The organism is Acinetobacter sp. (assembly GCF_039596015.1).
Taxonomy (GTDB): domain Bacteria; phylum Pseudomonadota; class Gammaproteobacteria; order Pseudomonadales; family Moraxellaceae; genus Acinetobacter.
Genome location: NZ_JBCNKN010000001.1, coordinates 327,453 through 342,150 on the forward strand (window position 1 = coordinate 327,453; position 14,698 = coordinate 342,150).

The window sequence follows — 14,698 nt, forward strand, 5'->3', positions numbered from 1 at the left end:
TTTTCCACGAGATATAAATGTCAATAAAACAGTGGATTATACACTGTTTTATTGCGAGGAAGGAGCGGATGTGGCAAGTTAAACCGTGAAGGATTCACCACAACCACATTCACCTTTTTTATTTGGGTTGTTGAATTCAAAGCCTTCATTTAGTCCATTTTTGACATAGTCCATTTCTAGACCTTCTAAATAAACCAGACTTTTAGGATCAACAAAAACCTTTACGCCAAAGTGTTCGAACACTTGATCGTGTGAATCGGCTTCATCTACAAATTCAAGCACATATGCCAAACCTGAACAGCCTGAAGTTTTCACACCAACACGGATTCCTTCGCCTTTCCCGCGGTTAAGCAGGTAATTACGAATATGAGTCGCCGCATTTTCAGTTAAGTTAATCATGAAAACCCCATTTGCCTGTTTTAGGCATCCGCTTGTTTGTGACGATAGTCTTCAATTGCTGCCTTGATAGCATCTTCTGCAAGAACAGAGCAGTGTACTTTTACTGGCGGTAATGCAAGTTCTTTGGCAATGTCAATGTTCTTGATGGCTTGTGCTTCATCAAGTGTTTTGCCTTTTAGCCATTCAGTAACCAATGAGCTTGATGCAATTGCGGAACCACAACCGTAAGTCTTGAAGCGAGCTTCTTCGATTACACCTTGATCATCAACCTGAATTTGTAGGCGCATTACATCACCACAAGCAGGTGCACCAACCATACCAGTTCCTACATTTGACGCATTTTTGTCTAAGATACCCACATTACGAGGGTTCTCATAATGGTCAATGACCTTATCGCTATATGCCATGTTATTTCTCCTAACCTAGGTTGTCAGCCTGAGTATTCATAATCTATATGAGGGTGAAAACATTAATCTCAATGGATTAATGTTCTGCCCATTCAACTGTTGAAAGATCAATCCCTTCTTTATACATATCCCAAAGCGGAGAAAGTTCACGAAGTTTTTCTACAGAGGCTTTGGTGACTGCAATAACATGGTCAATTTCTTCTTCAGTTGTGTATTTACCAAAACTGAAACGAATAGAACTGTGTGCGAGTTCATCAGAAAGACCTAATGCACGTAGAACATAAGAGGGTTCTAGTGTTGCAGATGTACATGCTGAACCACTTGAAACAGCAATATCTTTCAAAGCCATCATTAATGATTCACCTTCAACAAAGTTAAAGCTGACATTCAGATAGTTTGCGACATTATGTTCAGGATGACCGTTTAAGAAGACTTGTTCTAAACTTTGTAATCCATTCCATAATTTATCGCGCAGGACGCGTAAACGTGCTTGTTCGGCTGCAAGTTCTTTCCCTGCAATCTCGAAAGCTTCTCCCATACCAACAATTTGGTGGGTCGCAAGCGTACCAGAACGCATACCACGTTCATGACCGCCACCGTGCATTTGTGCTTTTAAGCGGACACGCGGGCTACGGCGTACAAATAAAGCACCAATTCCTTTAGGGCCATAAACTTTATGACCAGAGAAACTCATCAAATCAATTTTCATTTGAGTTAAGTCGATTTCAACTTTTCCTGCGGCTTGTGCTGCATCTACGTGGAAAAATGTTTTATTTGCGCGGGTTAATTCACCAATTGCAGCAACGTCTGTAACAGTCCCAATTTCATTGTTGACCATCATAAGTGAAACAAGAATGGTATCAGGACGAAGCGCTGCGGCAACCATTTCAGGTGTAATTAAACCTGTTTGTGGCTGTGGGTCTAAATAGGTAACTTCAAAACCTTCTTCTTCAAGCTCACGGCATGGATCTAAAATGGCTTTGTGCTCGATTTTGCTGGTAATAATATGCTTACCTTTCGATGCATAAAATTGAGCAACACCTTTTAGTGCAAGGTTATCTGATTCTGTCGCACCAGAAGTCCAGACAATTTCTCGTGGATCTGCTTTAACAAGATTCGCCACTTGCTCTCGTGCATATTCAACTTTTTCTTCTGCTTGCCACCCATAAGCATGAGAGCGCGAAGCTGGGTTACCAAATGTACCATCAACAGTTAAACATTCCATCATGCGTTCAGCAACCTGTGGATGCACAGGAGTTGTTGCCGCATAGTCAAGATAAATAGGGCGTTTCATGTTAAATACCTGTAACCGATAATAGTTCTGAATCAAAAGATGCTGACTTTTGTCGAATTGCGACAGTTTGAACATTATCGCGAGCGATGAGATCAGCCAAAGAGATTTTTTCTAGATAATCGGCAATATGGTTTGATAGGTTGTGCCATAAATCGTGAGTAAGACACATCGCACCATTTTGGCAATTGCCTTGGTGATCACAACGTGTCGCATCCACTGTTTCATTTACAGCTTCAATGATTTCTAAAACGGTAATTTCCTCTGCGCGTTTAGCCAAATGGTAACCGCCATTTGCACCACGAACACTAGAAACCAAGCCATGACGTTTAAGCTTCGCAAATAACTGCTCTAGGTAGGCAACAGAGATAGTTTGACGCGTTGCAATTTCTGCAAGCGTAATCGTTTGATCAGCAGGCTGCAATGCGAGGTCAAGTAGAGCAGTCACTGCGTAGCGACCGCGAGTGGTTAGGCGCATGATTCGATACACATGTTTAGACTAGATACTTGAATTTTATGAATCCTGACTAAATTAGTCAAGTTTTTTTAATGCTAAATTAGAGCGCGGTGATTTGAAATATTATGATAGTTATTGCATTGTTTTAGTATAACCTAAAATCACAGCAAGTACGACAATAATACAAATGAAAAAAATATTTAACCGGCGTTGTTTCGTCTGTAAGTTACGAACCCTATTTTTATATTGTTTTACTTCAACTTGTAATGAATTGATCTTAGAGCGCTGATACTCAATTTTCTCTAATAAAGGTGTAATACGGCGTTTGGATGCAAACGTATCCCCATCTTGATTTGGGCGAAATAACCACTTTTTCCAGTCAGAAAGAAGTTTAGGCAATGCAAGTTGAACCAGTAAATCCTTAAACTGATCTTTTATATGCGCATCGCCTCCATACATACGAATCGATCTGACGCTTCGTGTGTTACCAAGAAGTAATGCCTGTACATAACCAAAAACGGTAGCACTAATTTCTAAATCAGGTTCTGAAGCGGGTGGTTGCAAATCAAATAAAATACCTTGTCGGGTGAATCTGACATAAAAGTCGACATAGGGAATATAGCAGTTCACTTTAACGGTAAGCTGTTCATTAATAAATTGTTGAGCATGTAATTGAATAACATCATCGTGTTTGAACACAAAGCTGTAAAAAGTTTCAAGCGCAATCATACTGACATTTAATAAAAAGTGTGGCTGTTCTTGTTTCTGTTGTGACTTATTCATACTGTTAAAAATTCCTCAATGAACATTTTCACTCCATTGATATGCTCAAACAATCTTAGGTTGGCTTTTTTAAAATAGTTTCAAGAAATGTGCAAGTGATATATGTAATTTAAAGATACAACATTTAGGCTTTTAGGCAAATTTTCTACAATTTTGGTGTGATTCTATTCTTTGAGACAAACCTTTTTATTGACTGACGGGTTCTCATTTTTGATGACCTTAAAGGATGTACAAACACTTTAATTTTATAGATTGCCTAGTAAGTTGCAGATCTGAGAAAAACGCGGAAGTTTTCAGCAAAAAATGTCAGATTGCGCTTTTTTTGTTAAGTTTTCCTCTGAAATTTCTACAAAAGCATTTATAGAGTATTGCGTTTTGCCCCTAAGCATTGCTATAAAGGCATTATACGGTATATTCAAAAGCCTTGGATCTTAAAACCCTATATTATTAAGAGGACGTAACCTTCATGAATAAATCAGAATTAATTGATGCGATTGCTACAAAAGGGGGATTGTCTAAAACTGATGCTGGTAAAGCATTAGATGCGACTATTGCTTCAATTACAGAAGCGTTAAAAAGTGGTGATACTGTTACTTTAGTCGGTTTTGGTACTTTTAACGTAAAAGAACGTAGCGCTCGTACAGGTCGAAACCCAAAGACTGGTGAAGAACTACAAATTAAAGCAAGCAAAGTTCCAAGCTTTAAAGCAGGAAAAGGCCTAAAAGATTCTGTCGCTTAATAAAGAATCTATAGAACGCGCCTTCAGGCGCGTTTTTTATTAGATAAAGAAAAATAATGCCTGTGAATACATTCATTCATTTCCCGATTTCAGTTAAAATCGCACGCAAATAAAATATTGGAATACTTATGGAATCGTTTCGTAAACTGATTAAAGGTTGGTTAGGTATAGCATTGCTTGTGTTATTTCTAACTCCTTTAGCGTTAGTAGGTATTGAAGGATATTTTAGTGGATCGAACAAAACCGATGTAGCTAAAACAGTTAATGGTCAAGACATCTCAAATAAAGACCTGGATGATTTGGTCAAAGCATATCAACAGCAATATCTACAATACGTACAAGGGGATTCATCACTTCTGAATATGGATGTGATTCGTAATTCAGCCTTGGATACGCTCATTGCAAAATCTTTACTTTTACAACAAGCACAGAAATTAGGCATTAGTTTAAGCGATACTCAATTTGTGCAAATGTTGTCACAGCTTCCTGATTTTCAGGTAAATGGTAAATTTAGTGATGAGGCATTTGGTAACTACCTACGTAGTAAAGGGATGACAAAAGACCAACTGATTGCAAGTTTGCGTCAGGATCATTCTTTAAAAATGCTATCTGGAACGATTTCTAATTATGCCGTAGTCAGTAAGTCAGATATTGAACAACTGGCAAATATTGAAACAGAGCAACGTGAACTATATTTGGCAAGCATCAAACTTGATGAATATAAAAAACAGGTTCAAATCACCAATCAAGATATTGCAAACTATTATAATCAGCACAAAAACAGCTTTAAACAAAACGCTGCGGTTGATGTTGACTATGTTGTTTTATCTCCAGATATGTTGACGACTGCAGCACCAGCAGCGACCGATGCAGAAATTCAGCAAGCATATAAAAAGTATGCGGATAATCTGAATAAAACTGCCAATAAAGTTGTACATCATATTTTGATCACGCGTGACTCACGTAGTGACGCAGACGCTTTAAAATTAGCGAATGAAGTTGAAGCGAAAATTAAAGCGGGTATGAGTTTTGATGCTGCTGCAAAACAATATTCTGAAGATCCGACATCGAAAGCCAAAGGTGGCTTGCTTGAGGGTTATCAAACAGGAACTTTAGGTTCTAAAGAGTTTGATGCGGCTGTTGCTTCTTTAGCAAATGGTCAGATCTCTCAACCTGTAAAAACCAGTTTCGGTTATCATATTATTGAAGCAAATGCGCCAACAACGCATGTACCAAGTTTAGAGGCTGTAAAAGGACAATTGGTTGCAGAGATTGAAAAATCGAAAAAGACCAATGCTTTTACTGATGCTGTTAATAATTTAAATGAAACAGTTATTAGCAATGATGCGTTAGATACTATTGTTCAAACATTTAAAACAGCAAAAGTTTCATCTGCAAAAAATGTGACTGCTTTGACTAAAGATCCTGTTTTGGGTGATTTAAATGTAAAAGCAAAACTATTTAATGACGATGTAAAAAATGGTGATCGAAATGTGTCGAGCAACATCCAATTAAGCAATGGCAATGTTGTTTGGATCAAAATTAAAAATTATCAGCCTGCTGGAGTTCAATCATTGGCTCAGGCAACGCCTGCTATTAAAGTGAAAGTGCTGAACCAGAAAGCTGAAGCCTTGGCAAAAGCAAAAATTGCAGCGACATTAAATGCATTTAAAAAACAGCCAGCCGCTCAAGTGTTAGCATCGAATACGCTTAAATTTGTAAAAGCGGGTGTACTTACACGTCAAAATTTAAAACCAGAAATTGCAAACATTGCATTTACATTGCCAACGCCTAAAGCAGGTATGTGGTCAGTGGGTACGGCAGCGTTGCCAAATGAAATGGTTGTGGTTGGTGTATCGAATGTGATACGTAGTGGTGTTAAATCTCTGAGTGCTGAACAACAGCAGCAGCTTAAAAATTGGTATCAACAATCACGTAACGAACAAGAACTTGCGGATTATATTGAATATTTAAAATCTAAAGCAAAAATCAAATAAGTTTAAAAAAGCGCTTCGGCGCTTTTTTATTTGCCATAAAAAGGGGATTGCATTCTTAAAAAAACAGGCGTATTTTAATAGTAAGTTTTTTGATTTTTCAAAATATTATGTTACTTCAGCAACCTGTTATTACTTACGCGTATTTTTGGCAATTTACATAGTTGCCTGAACGCGTTTGGGCAAAATAAATAGGTTGCCCAAGTTGAATTTTGAAACCTGACTGGGCAACCCCAGTCAGGTTTTTTTATGCTTTATCGGAGTTAAAAATGGTTCACTATTATTTCTCATACTTTAAACAATATTTTTGGATGTCATTTTATTTGAGTCACCAGCAACATAGAACCCAATTATTAACATGAATTTAGAGGAGGAATCCTCAGGAAACGAAAATGAATACTTGCATCTCGACACAGCAAAACTTGGATACACCGCAGCAATTAAAACAAAAATATCCTTTGGATATCTTGTCCATGCAGCAAATCGCAACCCAGCGCAAAATTATTGAGAACATTTTGTCTGGAAAAGATCATCGTTTATTGGTGATCGTTGGCCCTTGCTCAGTTCATGATCCAGTTGCTGTACTTGAATATGCTGAAAAATTACAGGCTTTACAGCAATCTGTTATAGATGACTTATTCATTGTCATGCGAGCATATATTGAAAAACCAAGAACCACTGTTGGCTGGAAAGGTTTTTTATATGATCCAGATTTAAATGGACAAGCAGATTTACAAAAAGGATTGGAGCAGTCGCGCCATTTATATTTACAACTTGTCAAAATGGGGTTGCCAATTGCCAGTGAAATTTTAAACCCAATGGTTACTGGTTATTTTGACGATTTATTAGCATGGGGGGCGATTGGTGCACGCACGTCAGAATCTCAAATTCATAGAGAAATCACCAGTAGCTTAAACTTTCCTATCGGTTTTAAAAATGGGACAGATGGTTCAATACAAATTGCATTAGATGCGATATTAACTGCAAAAAAGCCGCATCAATTCTTTGCTATGAGCCAAGCAGGTTTACCCACGGTATTACATACAGTTGGGAATCCATTCCCACATCTTATTTTGCGTGGTTCAAATACAGGTACTAATTATGATTTGGATTCTATTGTAAAAATAAAAAAACAGTCGGTGGATTGTCCTGCATTGATTGTTGATTGTAGTCATGGAAATAGCCAGAAAGATCCGCTACAACAACAAGCAGTATTACAGCAAGTCATTATGGAAAGAGTTCAGACGTCTGTGAAGGGGGTTATGCTCGAAAGTCATCTAGTTGATGGCCAACAAAAAATCTGTGCCAATATGACTTATGGTCAATCTGTAACAGATGGTTGTTTAGGCTGGGTTAAAACAGAAAATCTTTTGTTAGGTGCCGCCCAACGATTACATGAACAAAGACAGCTTTCATTAAGTGCTTAAGCCAAATTTTATTGAGGTAAACTTCAAAACAGAAGCTTACCTCAAGTTTTTAAAGAGATGAGCCCAAATAATGTGAACATTTCGTTAGGTATATTACACAAATAACTACGAGGTATTTATCTGAAATACAAGTATTAATTTTTAAGACCAGTAAAAATCAAGAGTAGAAAAATCCCGACTAACATTCCTTCTGGGGATTTTCCATAGGAGAAAAACATGATTATTATCGCAAAAAAAGTCCCTAGAATGAGATAATATTTTTCTCCACCATAAATTAAAACAGCAAGTAATATACTCGCTATGCCAATAAAACGGAGGAACATTGACAAATTCTCCGCTGTTATTAGATTAACGCTAACTGCATTTCATACCATTTTGCATGGCCATGTGAGGATTCGGACACTTGCGTGAATTTAAAGCCAAACTTTTCATAAAGTTTGATGTATTCAGCTTTACACATCAGATAAATCGATTTTTTATTTAATGATTTTGCCAAATCAATGAATGCATTCATTAGTTTGGCCGCATATCCTTGTCCTTGAAACTCAGGGTCGACAACAACAGACATAATCACCAAATGGGCGCCTGAAGATATGTGACCTACAAGCTCTTTAAAATGATCATCGGACATCACAACGTGATCTGTGCAACCGCTATTAATAAAACCAATGATTTGATTTTGATCTTCTAAAACAATGAACCCCTCAGGATATTGTTTGGCTCTGATTTGGATTTTTTCTTTTGTAGCGGCTTCGTCTACAGGGTACGCCAAAGACTCAATTTCATAACAGCGTTCAACGTCTGAAAGCTGTACTTGTCGAATTTGATAATGCATCGAATTTACCTAAAGAGAATTTATGAATATTTTAAATTAAAAATAAAATGTATATACTGCATTTTTTACACTCGTAAAATGAATTAAATGCACTCTATTCCACATGGGTTTGACCTGAATTTACTTTTGGTATTTGATGCTTTATATCGACATAGAAGTGTATCGAAGGCCGCGGAAGCCATCTATCTCAGCCCATCCGCATTTAGTCATGCACTCAATCGACTTAGAAGTGTATTTGATGACCCACTATTTATTCGGATGGGGGGAAAAATGGCGGCAACAAAAAGAGCAGAGGAAATAGCACCTATTGTTTCAGAAAGTCTGAGGAATTTATCTCATCATCTTTTTAAAAGTCATGAATTTGACCCATCGATAAGTGATGTGGAATTGACGATCGCAACTACAGATTATACGGCTTTTTGTATATTGCCTTTACTTATGAAGAAGTTAAAAGGTCTTGCGCCGAATATCAAATTAAAAATTGTTTTCAGAAATATGGAAGCATCTATGCAAAATTTGATTCTTGGTAAAGTAGATCTGATTGTAGGGTACTCAGAGCAGGAAGAAATGAATTCTGCTTTGATTGACGTATCTCCATGTTTTACAGACAGATATGTCGTTGTGGCACCCAAAGGGTTATATCAAGATATAACCTTAGATGATTATGTTCAGGCTGATCATATTAAAATAAGCGCATGGAATGAGCATGATGGCATTATTGATGAATCACTTAAAGCACAGGGTGTGTATCGAAAAATTTCTTTGGAATTACCGAATATGATGATTGCACCTTATATGATGCAATCGGCTGATCTCATGATTACACTTCCAAGTAAAGCTGTTGAAATCCTTAAAGAAATTCATGAAATTGATGTTTTTAGTCTGCCAATAGCAGTGCCTGAATATCGTGTGAATATTTATTCTGTAGAGTGTGATAAATTGAAATCTCCGCAAGCTTGGTTGAAAAATCAAATTCTTTCGATATTTTAGTTGCTTACATGAGTTTATAAAATAAAAAACCACTTAGGGTTAATGCACCTAAGTGGTTGTTTTATATGGTGGGCCCACACAGACTCGAACTGTTGACCAACGGATTATGAGTCCTCTAATTTTTTATATTTTTGAGTTTTTTGCAGTTGAAGAAACTTCACAATTATACATATATACAATAAGTTACCTAACATTACCCAATATTTGCTGTTGATAATTGTTGACAAATATTCCTTTATTTTGCTACCTATATGCTACCTAAAAACATTCAGGTATCAAAAATGGCTTCTAATAAAACCCGCTTAACTGTTAACCGCGTTAAAGATTTTAAATGTCCTCTTGACAAGAAAGAAGCCTTTTTATGGGATGAGGAAATAACAGGACTGGCTGTCAAAGCCAATCCCGGCGGCTCAAAAAAATATGTTTATCATGGACGTATAGGAGGCAAACCGTTAAAGATTACTTTAGGCGATTGTTCAACTTGGACACCAGACTCCGCCAAACAAGAAGCCAAACGCTTAAGCTTGCTTTGTGCTCAAGGCATTGATCCCAGAAATGAAAAGCAAGACAAAATAGACTTTGCTGAACAACAACGGCAACAAGCTATTAGAGAGCAACTAACTTTTGGCAAAGTCTGGGATGCATATATAGAAGCCAATAAAGGCAGATGGGGCAAACGCTATGTAGATGACCATATCAGACTTGCCCAACGTGGTGGCAAACAAGCTCCCGCCCGATCAACAAAGAAGATCACTATTGCCCAGCCTATTGCATCACTATTAGATATTCGATTAAGTGAGCTTTCAGCCTCAATGCTTGAGGAATGGGTAAAGAAAGAAAATCAAACACGAGCCACCAGCACTGCTACATCATATCGTATGGTACGAGCCTGTCTTAACTGGTGTGAGGAACAAAATGAATTTTCAGGCTTACTCCCAGACAAGTCCTATAATGCTAAAAAGGTGAAGCAGCAGGTTAAGAAGGTCGGAGCTAAACGTGATTGTTTGCAGCGTGAGCAACTAAGGCCATTTTTTACCGAGATACTCAAAATCAATAATCCTATAGTATCAGCATATTTGCAATTCACTTTGCTTACAGGCGCAAGACGTAATGAGGTGGAGCGTCTTAAATGGGTGGATATTGATTTCAAATGGAACCATGTTTTACTACATGACAAAGTTGATAGTGATGGGCGTACTATTCCATTAACACCTTACCTGTCACAAATCATATCAGCATTACCAAAACTAAATGATTATGTATTTGCCTCCTTAGATGCTGAGGCTGGAGTTATCACAAACCATCTGACACACCTACAATGTGCTGTGCAACGTGCTGGGATACCTCACTTAACTATTCACGGTCTAAGACGCTCTTTTGAAACTCTTGCAGAGTGGGTGGAAATGCCTAAAGGGATTTCATATCAAATATCAGGACATAAGCCGAGCGGGACAGTTGAACGTCATTACATTATCCGGCCTTTAGACCTATTGAGAATTTGGCACACTAAATACGAGGCATGGATATTGAATGAAGCAGGCTTTATTCAAACCCCAGAAAATCAATACAGGCACACTGGTAAATTGTCCATGAAAGCTTAATTGTACCCATTACAAATATAATTCCCGTAACAGCCCCTTATCTGGCAATAATTCTCCCACTGTTACGGGTAAAATAAACAAGCTGACGTAACACCCATTACAAGACTAAATTAAGTCGGTTTAATTGTTGTTTTTATGTAAACATAATCTTCACGCCACATCATGCAATATCACGCCACATCACTGTTAATCACAATAAATCATTTTAATACAAATACTTAACTTTGACTTAGAACTACAATCAGCGTAAAAGTGCACCTATCAACACTACAACGGTGCAAACAACGATGAATAACAGCGCAGTTTTATTAGACACCAAAACAGCCGCCCAAAAACTTGGCTTTCAAGCCCAAACCTTGCGCGTATGGGCTATGAACGGATCAGGCCCAATTCAGCCCATCAAGATAGGCAACCGCTTACGCTGGCGTGTGGCAGATATTGAGCAAATCGCACGTCCTCAATTTTCTGAAATAGTCCAGAATTAAAGGGGGCGTTTTCTATGAATACTCAAAAATCTCGTGTGTACTGCCCACAAAATCGTGAACACTTATCTGCTATATGGAAAGCCAAAAATAAAGGCCAGCAACGTGCAGCTATCTGGAACTTCCTGAAAACAGTTGATCCTTCACCGTATGTGAATGACTTTGGTTCAAATCAGAGTGAAGTCCAAGCTGCTGTATCCGTGATCTGGGCCTATTCCTACGTTAAGCCAAGTCGCAGGCTCTCTAAAATTCAAGTATGGGGATTGGTACATACCTATCTTGAATGGAAACAAGCTCAAATAACAAACAAAGCAATGGAAACCGGGCCGGAGGAAACCAGCACGTCCTTGGACGTACATTATGGGAATAAAGGCGACAGGCATTCTACTCAATGAAATTTCTAACCAGAGCACAAGTGATTGAGCAAACATCACTATCAAAAACAGCTCTATATGTTCAGATAAAACAAGGGAATTTTCCAAAGCCAGTGCTTATATCTGCAAAGCGTAAAGCTTGGCTTCAATCTGATATTGAGCAATGGATACGAGAACGGATTGAAAAATCACGATCTTCAAATGAGGTGTAATCGTGAAACGTAATTCTTTTCTTTCAACAAAAAATAAAGGGAACGATTCGCGGTCATTCCCTTTTGAAAAAATCATCAATGGTAATCGCCAATGAATAAAATTTTCATGTTCATGATTATAGCTTTTGTCTTAGGTTTAAACAACTCCCATTCAATTAACAAAGAGCACGATAAGCAAAATATAGGCGGTGAAGCATGATCAAAAATGCCTATCACTTGACCTTGGACACAGTTGCCCGAGCTCTTTCTTATCTTGACTACAACGACCGCAAAGAGTGGTACGAAATGGCTTTTGCTATTCGTTCTGAGTTTGGCGAGAATGGTTTTAGTACATGGGAAGATTGGGGTAGCCAATACGACAAATACGATAAGGCAGAAGCACGCGCGCAATGGCGATCAGACAAGCCGGGCGGCGGGATTACCATTCGTACGCTTATCTATAGAGCGCGGCAGGCTGGATTTCCATTTAACGACAACGACCGCATTCAGATTTCACCAGAGGAGATCGCAGCACGTAAGGCCAAGAGTAAAGCTGATGAACTTCGGTACGCGGCAGAGCTTAAACAGATTCATGATGAAGTCGCACGCATAGCAAATATCGCTTGGGAAAATGCAACGCCAGCGCATGAGCATCCGTATACCACACGCAAAGGCGTCAAAATTCACGGTGCTAGGATTGGGAATTTTCCAGTTTACAAAACGCCTGAACCGGGAAAACCAATTAAACCATTCAAACGGATTCCCGCGCTGCTTGTTCCTATCTATGCAAAGAATGGGAAGATCGTTTCATTGCAAGCGTATTTCTTTGAAGATCAGGAATACTACGGAGATCGTGCATATTTGAAGTCTGGCAAAAAGTCAGGCGGATACTTCTTAATCGGTACACCAAGCGAAAAAATTGCAATCGTCGAAGGTTATGCAACTGGCTTATCAGTTCATGAAGCGACAGGTTGGGCGGTCATGGTCGCGTTTGATTGTAGCAACATGGTCAATGTCGCCAATATTGCGCGCGATCATTTTCCACAGTCTGAAATCATCATTGCTGGGGACCACGACAAACCGGACGACTCAAAAACAGGTAAGCGGCCGGGCAATGAAGCAGCAGAAGCAGCAGGCAAAGCCATCAATGCGCGTGTGATCCTGCCCGACATTGAAGGCATGGACTGGAACGACGTTCACGTCACTGGTGGACTGGAAGCAGTTCAGGCGCAGCTTATGGCGCACCAATTGCCGACGCCAGCGAATGACAACACGTCTCCAATTCAATTCGATGAATACACGCCATTTCTATACGTCACAGGGAACGGCAAGCCAAAGGCTGTGATTGAGAATGTCGAAGACCTATTGCGCCGAATGGGTGCAGTAGTGCGCTACAACGTGATCGCCAAAGACGTTGAAATCCTTATCCCGGGTCACAGTGCAAGCCGTGATAATAGACTTGTGTCGTGCCTTTCTCACATAATTTCCAAGTGTAATCTTGTAGGCATTCCGACAGGAAACCTTGAAGGTTTTCTGACGACCATTGCCGACCGCAACCAATACAACCCCGTCCTAACTTGGGTGAACTCAAAGCCTTGGGATGGCGTCAAACGCTGGGACGAGTTTTGCAATACGATCACGCCTAAAAACGTAAGACCTTTGCCCGATGGTACGCCGATGCATATCGCCCTAATCAAGCGTTGGATGGTATCGGCCATTGCTGCGGCAAGCCGTGACGGCACATCACTGCATGGTGCGCTTGTTTTGCAAGGTGATCAGGGTCTAGGAAAAACAAGCTGGCTTAAGTCGTTGGCTCCCTCAAGTCTTGACGTTGTTAAAGACGGCTTGAGCCTGAACCCAGACAACAAGGACAGTGTCAAAAAGGTGATTTCATTCTGGTTGGTTGAACTTGGTGAAGTCAACGGGACACTCAAAAAAGCAGATCAGGAAGCACTGAAAGCCTTTCTAACAAAAGATAGCGACGAAATCCGTTTGCCTTATGCGCGCGCAGAGTCTGATTTTGGTCGTCGTACTGCTTTCTTCGGTTCAGTGAACCCTAAAACATTCCTGAAAGATGAAACTGGTTCGCGTCGCTGGTGGGTTATTGAGTGTGAAAGCATCGACTATCAACATACTTTTGACATGCAGCAGGTCTGGGCAGAGGTACAGGCGGCATACGAAAGCGGTATGCAATGGCACCTTACAAAAGATGAAGATACAGCCCTAAATGCCAGCAATGAAGATTTTCAGGTCGTTGACCCTATTGAAGAGCGCATTTTATCGAGTTTGGACTGGGAATCTAATCACTCAAGCTGGGAATGGGTTACAGCCACGGAAATACTTACCAAACTTGGAATAGACCGACCAACACAAGGCGAAGCTACCAAGGCAGCAATGTGCATTCGCAAACATAATGGCGGAGAGTCCCGCCGATATGGAGGGAAAACTCAATTACGTGCGCCTAAGTTGGTACCGCCAAAACTAATTAACGGAAAATAAAAATCCGACAGCAGCATTGCCCCGTCAACTCAAGCTCAAAGATAAAAACCATCCTAATTGCATAATGCCAGTCAGTTAAGAAATTGACTGGCATTACGTCTAGTTGTGGTTTTTTTAGTGCCGATCCTGTGCACCCTTATAGTATTTTGTGCACCCTTTTGTGTACCCTTTATTTCAAGGGTACACAGACTGAAACCGTTGCTATATAAGGATTTGATGTATCTTGTGC

15 protein-coding genes are annotated in these 14,698 nt (G+C 39.4%); 9 read left to right on the top strand and 6 right to left on the bottom strand.

Annotation, left to right across the window (positions count from 1 at the left end; genetic code table 11):
• Nucleotides 1–78 precede the first annotated feature (78 nt).
• The 5 genes from iscA to ABDV70_RS01375 all read right to left on the bottom strand — a co-directional run bounded on the left by iscA (nt 79) and on the right by ABDV70_RS01375 (nt 3,337).
• Nucleotides 79–399 carry an iron-sulfur cluster assembly protein IscA gene (gene iscA / locus ABDV70_RS01355; protein WP_343594796.1) on the bottom strand — a complete coding sequence of 107 codons (321 nt, stop codon included), beginning with the start codon at nt 397–399 and terminating at the stop codon, nt 79–81.
• 20 nt (nt 400–419) lie between these two features.
• Nucleotides 420–806: a Fe-S cluster assembly scaffold IscU gene (iscU, locus tag ABDV70_RS01360; protein ID WP_343594797.1), complete on the bottom strand. Its 387-nt coding sequence runs from the start codon at nt 804–806 to the stop codon at nt 420–422.
• Between the two features lie 76 nt (nt 807–882).
• The gene (locus tag ABDV70_RS01365; RefSeq protein WP_343594798.1) at nt 883–2,100 is read right to left on the bottom strand and encodes an IscS subfamily cysteine desulfurase; all 1,218 of its coding nucleotides are present in this window, start codon (nt 2,098–2,100) and stop codon (nt 883–885) included.
• A 1-nt stretch (nt 2,101) separates the two neighbouring features.
• On the bottom strand, nt 2,102–2,575 hold the full coding sequence (locus ABDV70_RS01370; RefSeq protein ID WP_343594800.1) for an Rrf2 family transcriptional regulator: 474 nt from the start codon (nt 2,573–2,575) through the stop codon (nt 2,102–2,104).
• 111 nt (nt 2,576–2,686) lie between these two features.
• On the bottom strand, nt 2,687–3,337 hold the full coding sequence (locus ABDV70_RS01375) for a hypothetical protein (RefSeq protein WP_343594802.1): 651 nt from the start codon (nt 3,335–3,337) through the stop codon (nt 2,687–2,689).
• Between the two features lie 466 nt (nt 3,338–3,803).
• Here ABDV70_RS01375 and ABDV70_RS01380 point away from each other — a divergent pair, with 466 nt between their 5' ends.
• From ABDV70_RS01380 to ABDV70_RS01390, 3 genes are all read left to right on the top strand, one after another.
• On the top strand, nt 3,804–4,076 hold the full coding sequence (locus tag ABDV70_RS01380; RefSeq protein WP_343594803.1) for an HU family DNA-binding protein: 273 nt from the start codon (nt 3,804–3,806) through the stop codon (nt 4,074–4,076).
• A 128-nt stretch (nt 4,077–4,204) separates the two neighbouring features.
• Nucleotides 4,205–6,073 carry a SurA N-terminal domain-containing protein gene (locus tag ABDV70_RS01385; protein ID WP_343594804.1) on the top strand — a complete coding sequence of 623 codons (1,869 nt, stop codon included), beginning with the start codon at nt 4,205–4,207 and terminating at the stop codon, nt 6,071–6,073.
• Nucleotides 6,074–6,462: 389 nt separating this feature from the next.
• Nucleotides 6,463–7,497 carry a 3-deoxy-7-phosphoheptulonate synthase gene (locus ABDV70_RS01390; RefSeq protein WP_343594805.1) on the top strand — a complete coding sequence of 345 codons (1,035 nt, stop codon included), beginning with the start codon at nt 6,463–6,465 and terminating at the stop codon, nt 7,495–7,497.
• A gap of 343 nt (nt 7,498–7,840) precedes the next feature.
• Here ABDV70_RS01390 and ABDV70_RS01395 read toward each other — a convergent pair whose 3' ends face one another.
• Nucleotides 7,841–8,332, bottom strand: coding sequence for a GNAT family N-acetyltransferase (locus ABDV70_RS01395; protein ID WP_343594806.1), 492 nt, complete (start codon nt 8,330–8,332; stop codon nt 7,841–7,843).
• 87 nt (nt 8,333–8,419) lie between these two features.
• On the opposite strand from ABDV70_RS01395, the gene ABDV70_RS01400 reads away from it, so the two are divergent.
• The 6 genes from ABDV70_RS01400 (at nt 8,420) to ABDV70_RS01425 (ending at nt 14,469) form a co-directional block, all read left to right on the top strand.
• Nucleotides 8,420–9,322: a LysR substrate-binding domain-containing protein gene (locus ABDV70_RS01400; RefSeq protein WP_343594807.1), complete on the top strand. Its 903-nt coding sequence runs from the start codon at nt 8,420–8,422 to the stop codon at nt 9,320–9,322.
• A 281-nt stretch (nt 9,323–9,603) separates the two neighbouring features.
• On the top strand, nt 9,604–10,923 hold the full coding sequence (locus ABDV70_RS01405; protein WP_343594808.1) for an integrase family protein: 1,320 nt from the start codon (nt 9,604–9,606) through the stop codon (nt 10,921–10,923).
• Between the two features lie 287 nt (nt 10,924–11,210).
• Entirely contained in the window at nt 11,211–11,408 is a 198-nt protein-coding gene (locus ABDV70_RS01410) for a helix-turn-helix domain-containing protein (RefSeq protein WP_343594809.1), read from the top strand.
• 14 nt (nt 11,409–11,422) lie between these two features.
• A complete protein-coding gene (locus ABDV70_RS01415; RefSeq protein WP_343594810.1) occupies nt 11,423–11,800 on the top strand; it encodes a hypothetical protein in 378 nt (125 codons plus the stop codon).
• Nucleotides 11,797–11,991, top strand: a complete 195-nt coding sequence (locus ABDV70_RS01420; RefSeq protein ID WP_343594811.1) for an AlpA family phage regulatory protein — start codon at nt 11,797–11,799, stop codon at nt 11,989–11,991. Before ABDV70_RS01415 ends, ABDV70_RS01420 begins: the two co-directional genes overlap by 4 nt.
• Nucleotides 11,992–12,186: 195 nt before the next feature.
• A complete protein-coding gene (locus ABDV70_RS01425) occupies nt 12,187–14,469 on the top strand; it encodes a VapE domain-containing protein (RefSeq protein ID WP_343594813.1) in 2,283 nt (760 codons plus the stop codon).
• Nucleotides 14,470–14,698: the final 229 nt, after the last annotated feature.

Excerpts from the sequence above, each read along its gene's own strand:
- iscA (WP_343594796.1), bottom strand. The coding sequence starts at position 399 with ATGATTAACTTAACTGAAAATGCGGCGACTCATATTCGTAATTACCTG.
- iscU (WP_343594797.1), bottom strand. The coding sequence starts at position 806 with ATGGCATATAGCGATAAGGTCATTGACCATTATGAGAACCCTCGTAAT.
- ABDV70_RS01365 (WP_343594798.1), bottom strand. The coding sequence starts at position 2,100 with ATGAAACGCCCTATTTATCTTGACTATGCGGCAACAACTCCTGTGCAT.
- ABDV70_RS01370 (WP_343594800.1), bottom strand. The coding sequence starts at position 2,575 with ATGCGCCTAACCACTCGCGGTCGCTACGCAGTGACTGCTCTACTTGAC.
- ABDV70_RS01375 (WP_343594802.1), bottom strand. The coding sequence starts at position 3,337 with ATGAATAAGTCACAACAGAAACAAGAACAGCCACACTTTTTATTAAAT.
- ABDV70_RS01380 (WP_343594803.1), top strand. The coding sequence starts at position 3,804 with ATGAATAAATCAGAATTAATTGATGCGATTGCTACAAAAGGGGGATTG.
- ABDV70_RS01385 (WP_343594804.1), top strand. The coding sequence starts at position 4,205 with ATGGAATCGTTTCGTAAACTGATTAAAGGTTGGTTAGGTATAGCATTG.
- ABDV70_RS01390 (WP_343594805.1), top strand. The coding sequence starts at position 6,463 with ATGAATACTTGCATCTCGACACAGCAAAACTTGGATACACCGCAGCAA.
- ABDV70_RS01395 (WP_343594806.1), bottom strand. The coding sequence starts at position 8,332 with ATGCATTATCAAATTCGACAAGTACAGCTTTCAGACGTTGAACGCTGT.
- ABDV70_RS01400 (WP_343594807.1), top strand. The coding sequence starts at position 8,420 with ATGCACTCTATTCCACATGGGTTTGACCTGAATTTACTTTTGGTATTT.
- ABDV70_RS01405 (WP_343594808.1), top strand. The coding sequence starts at position 9,604 with ATGGCTTCTAATAAAACCCGCTTAACTGTTAACCGCGTTAAAGATTTT.
- ABDV70_RS01410 (WP_343594809.1), top strand. The coding sequence starts at position 11,211 with ATGAATAACAGCGCAGTTTTATTAGACACCAAAACAGCCGCCCAAAAA.
- ABDV70_RS01415 (WP_343594810.1), top strand. The coding sequence starts at position 11,423 with ATGAATACTCAAAAATCTCGTGTGTACTGCCCACAAAATCGTGAACAC.
- ABDV70_RS01420 (WP_343594811.1), top strand. The coding sequence starts at position 11,797 with ATGAAATTTCTAACCAGAGCACAAGTGATTGAGCAAACATCACTATCA.
- ABDV70_RS01425 (WP_343594813.1), top strand. The coding sequence starts at position 12,187 with ATGATCAAAAATGCCTATCACTTGACCTTGGACACAGTTGCCCGAGCT.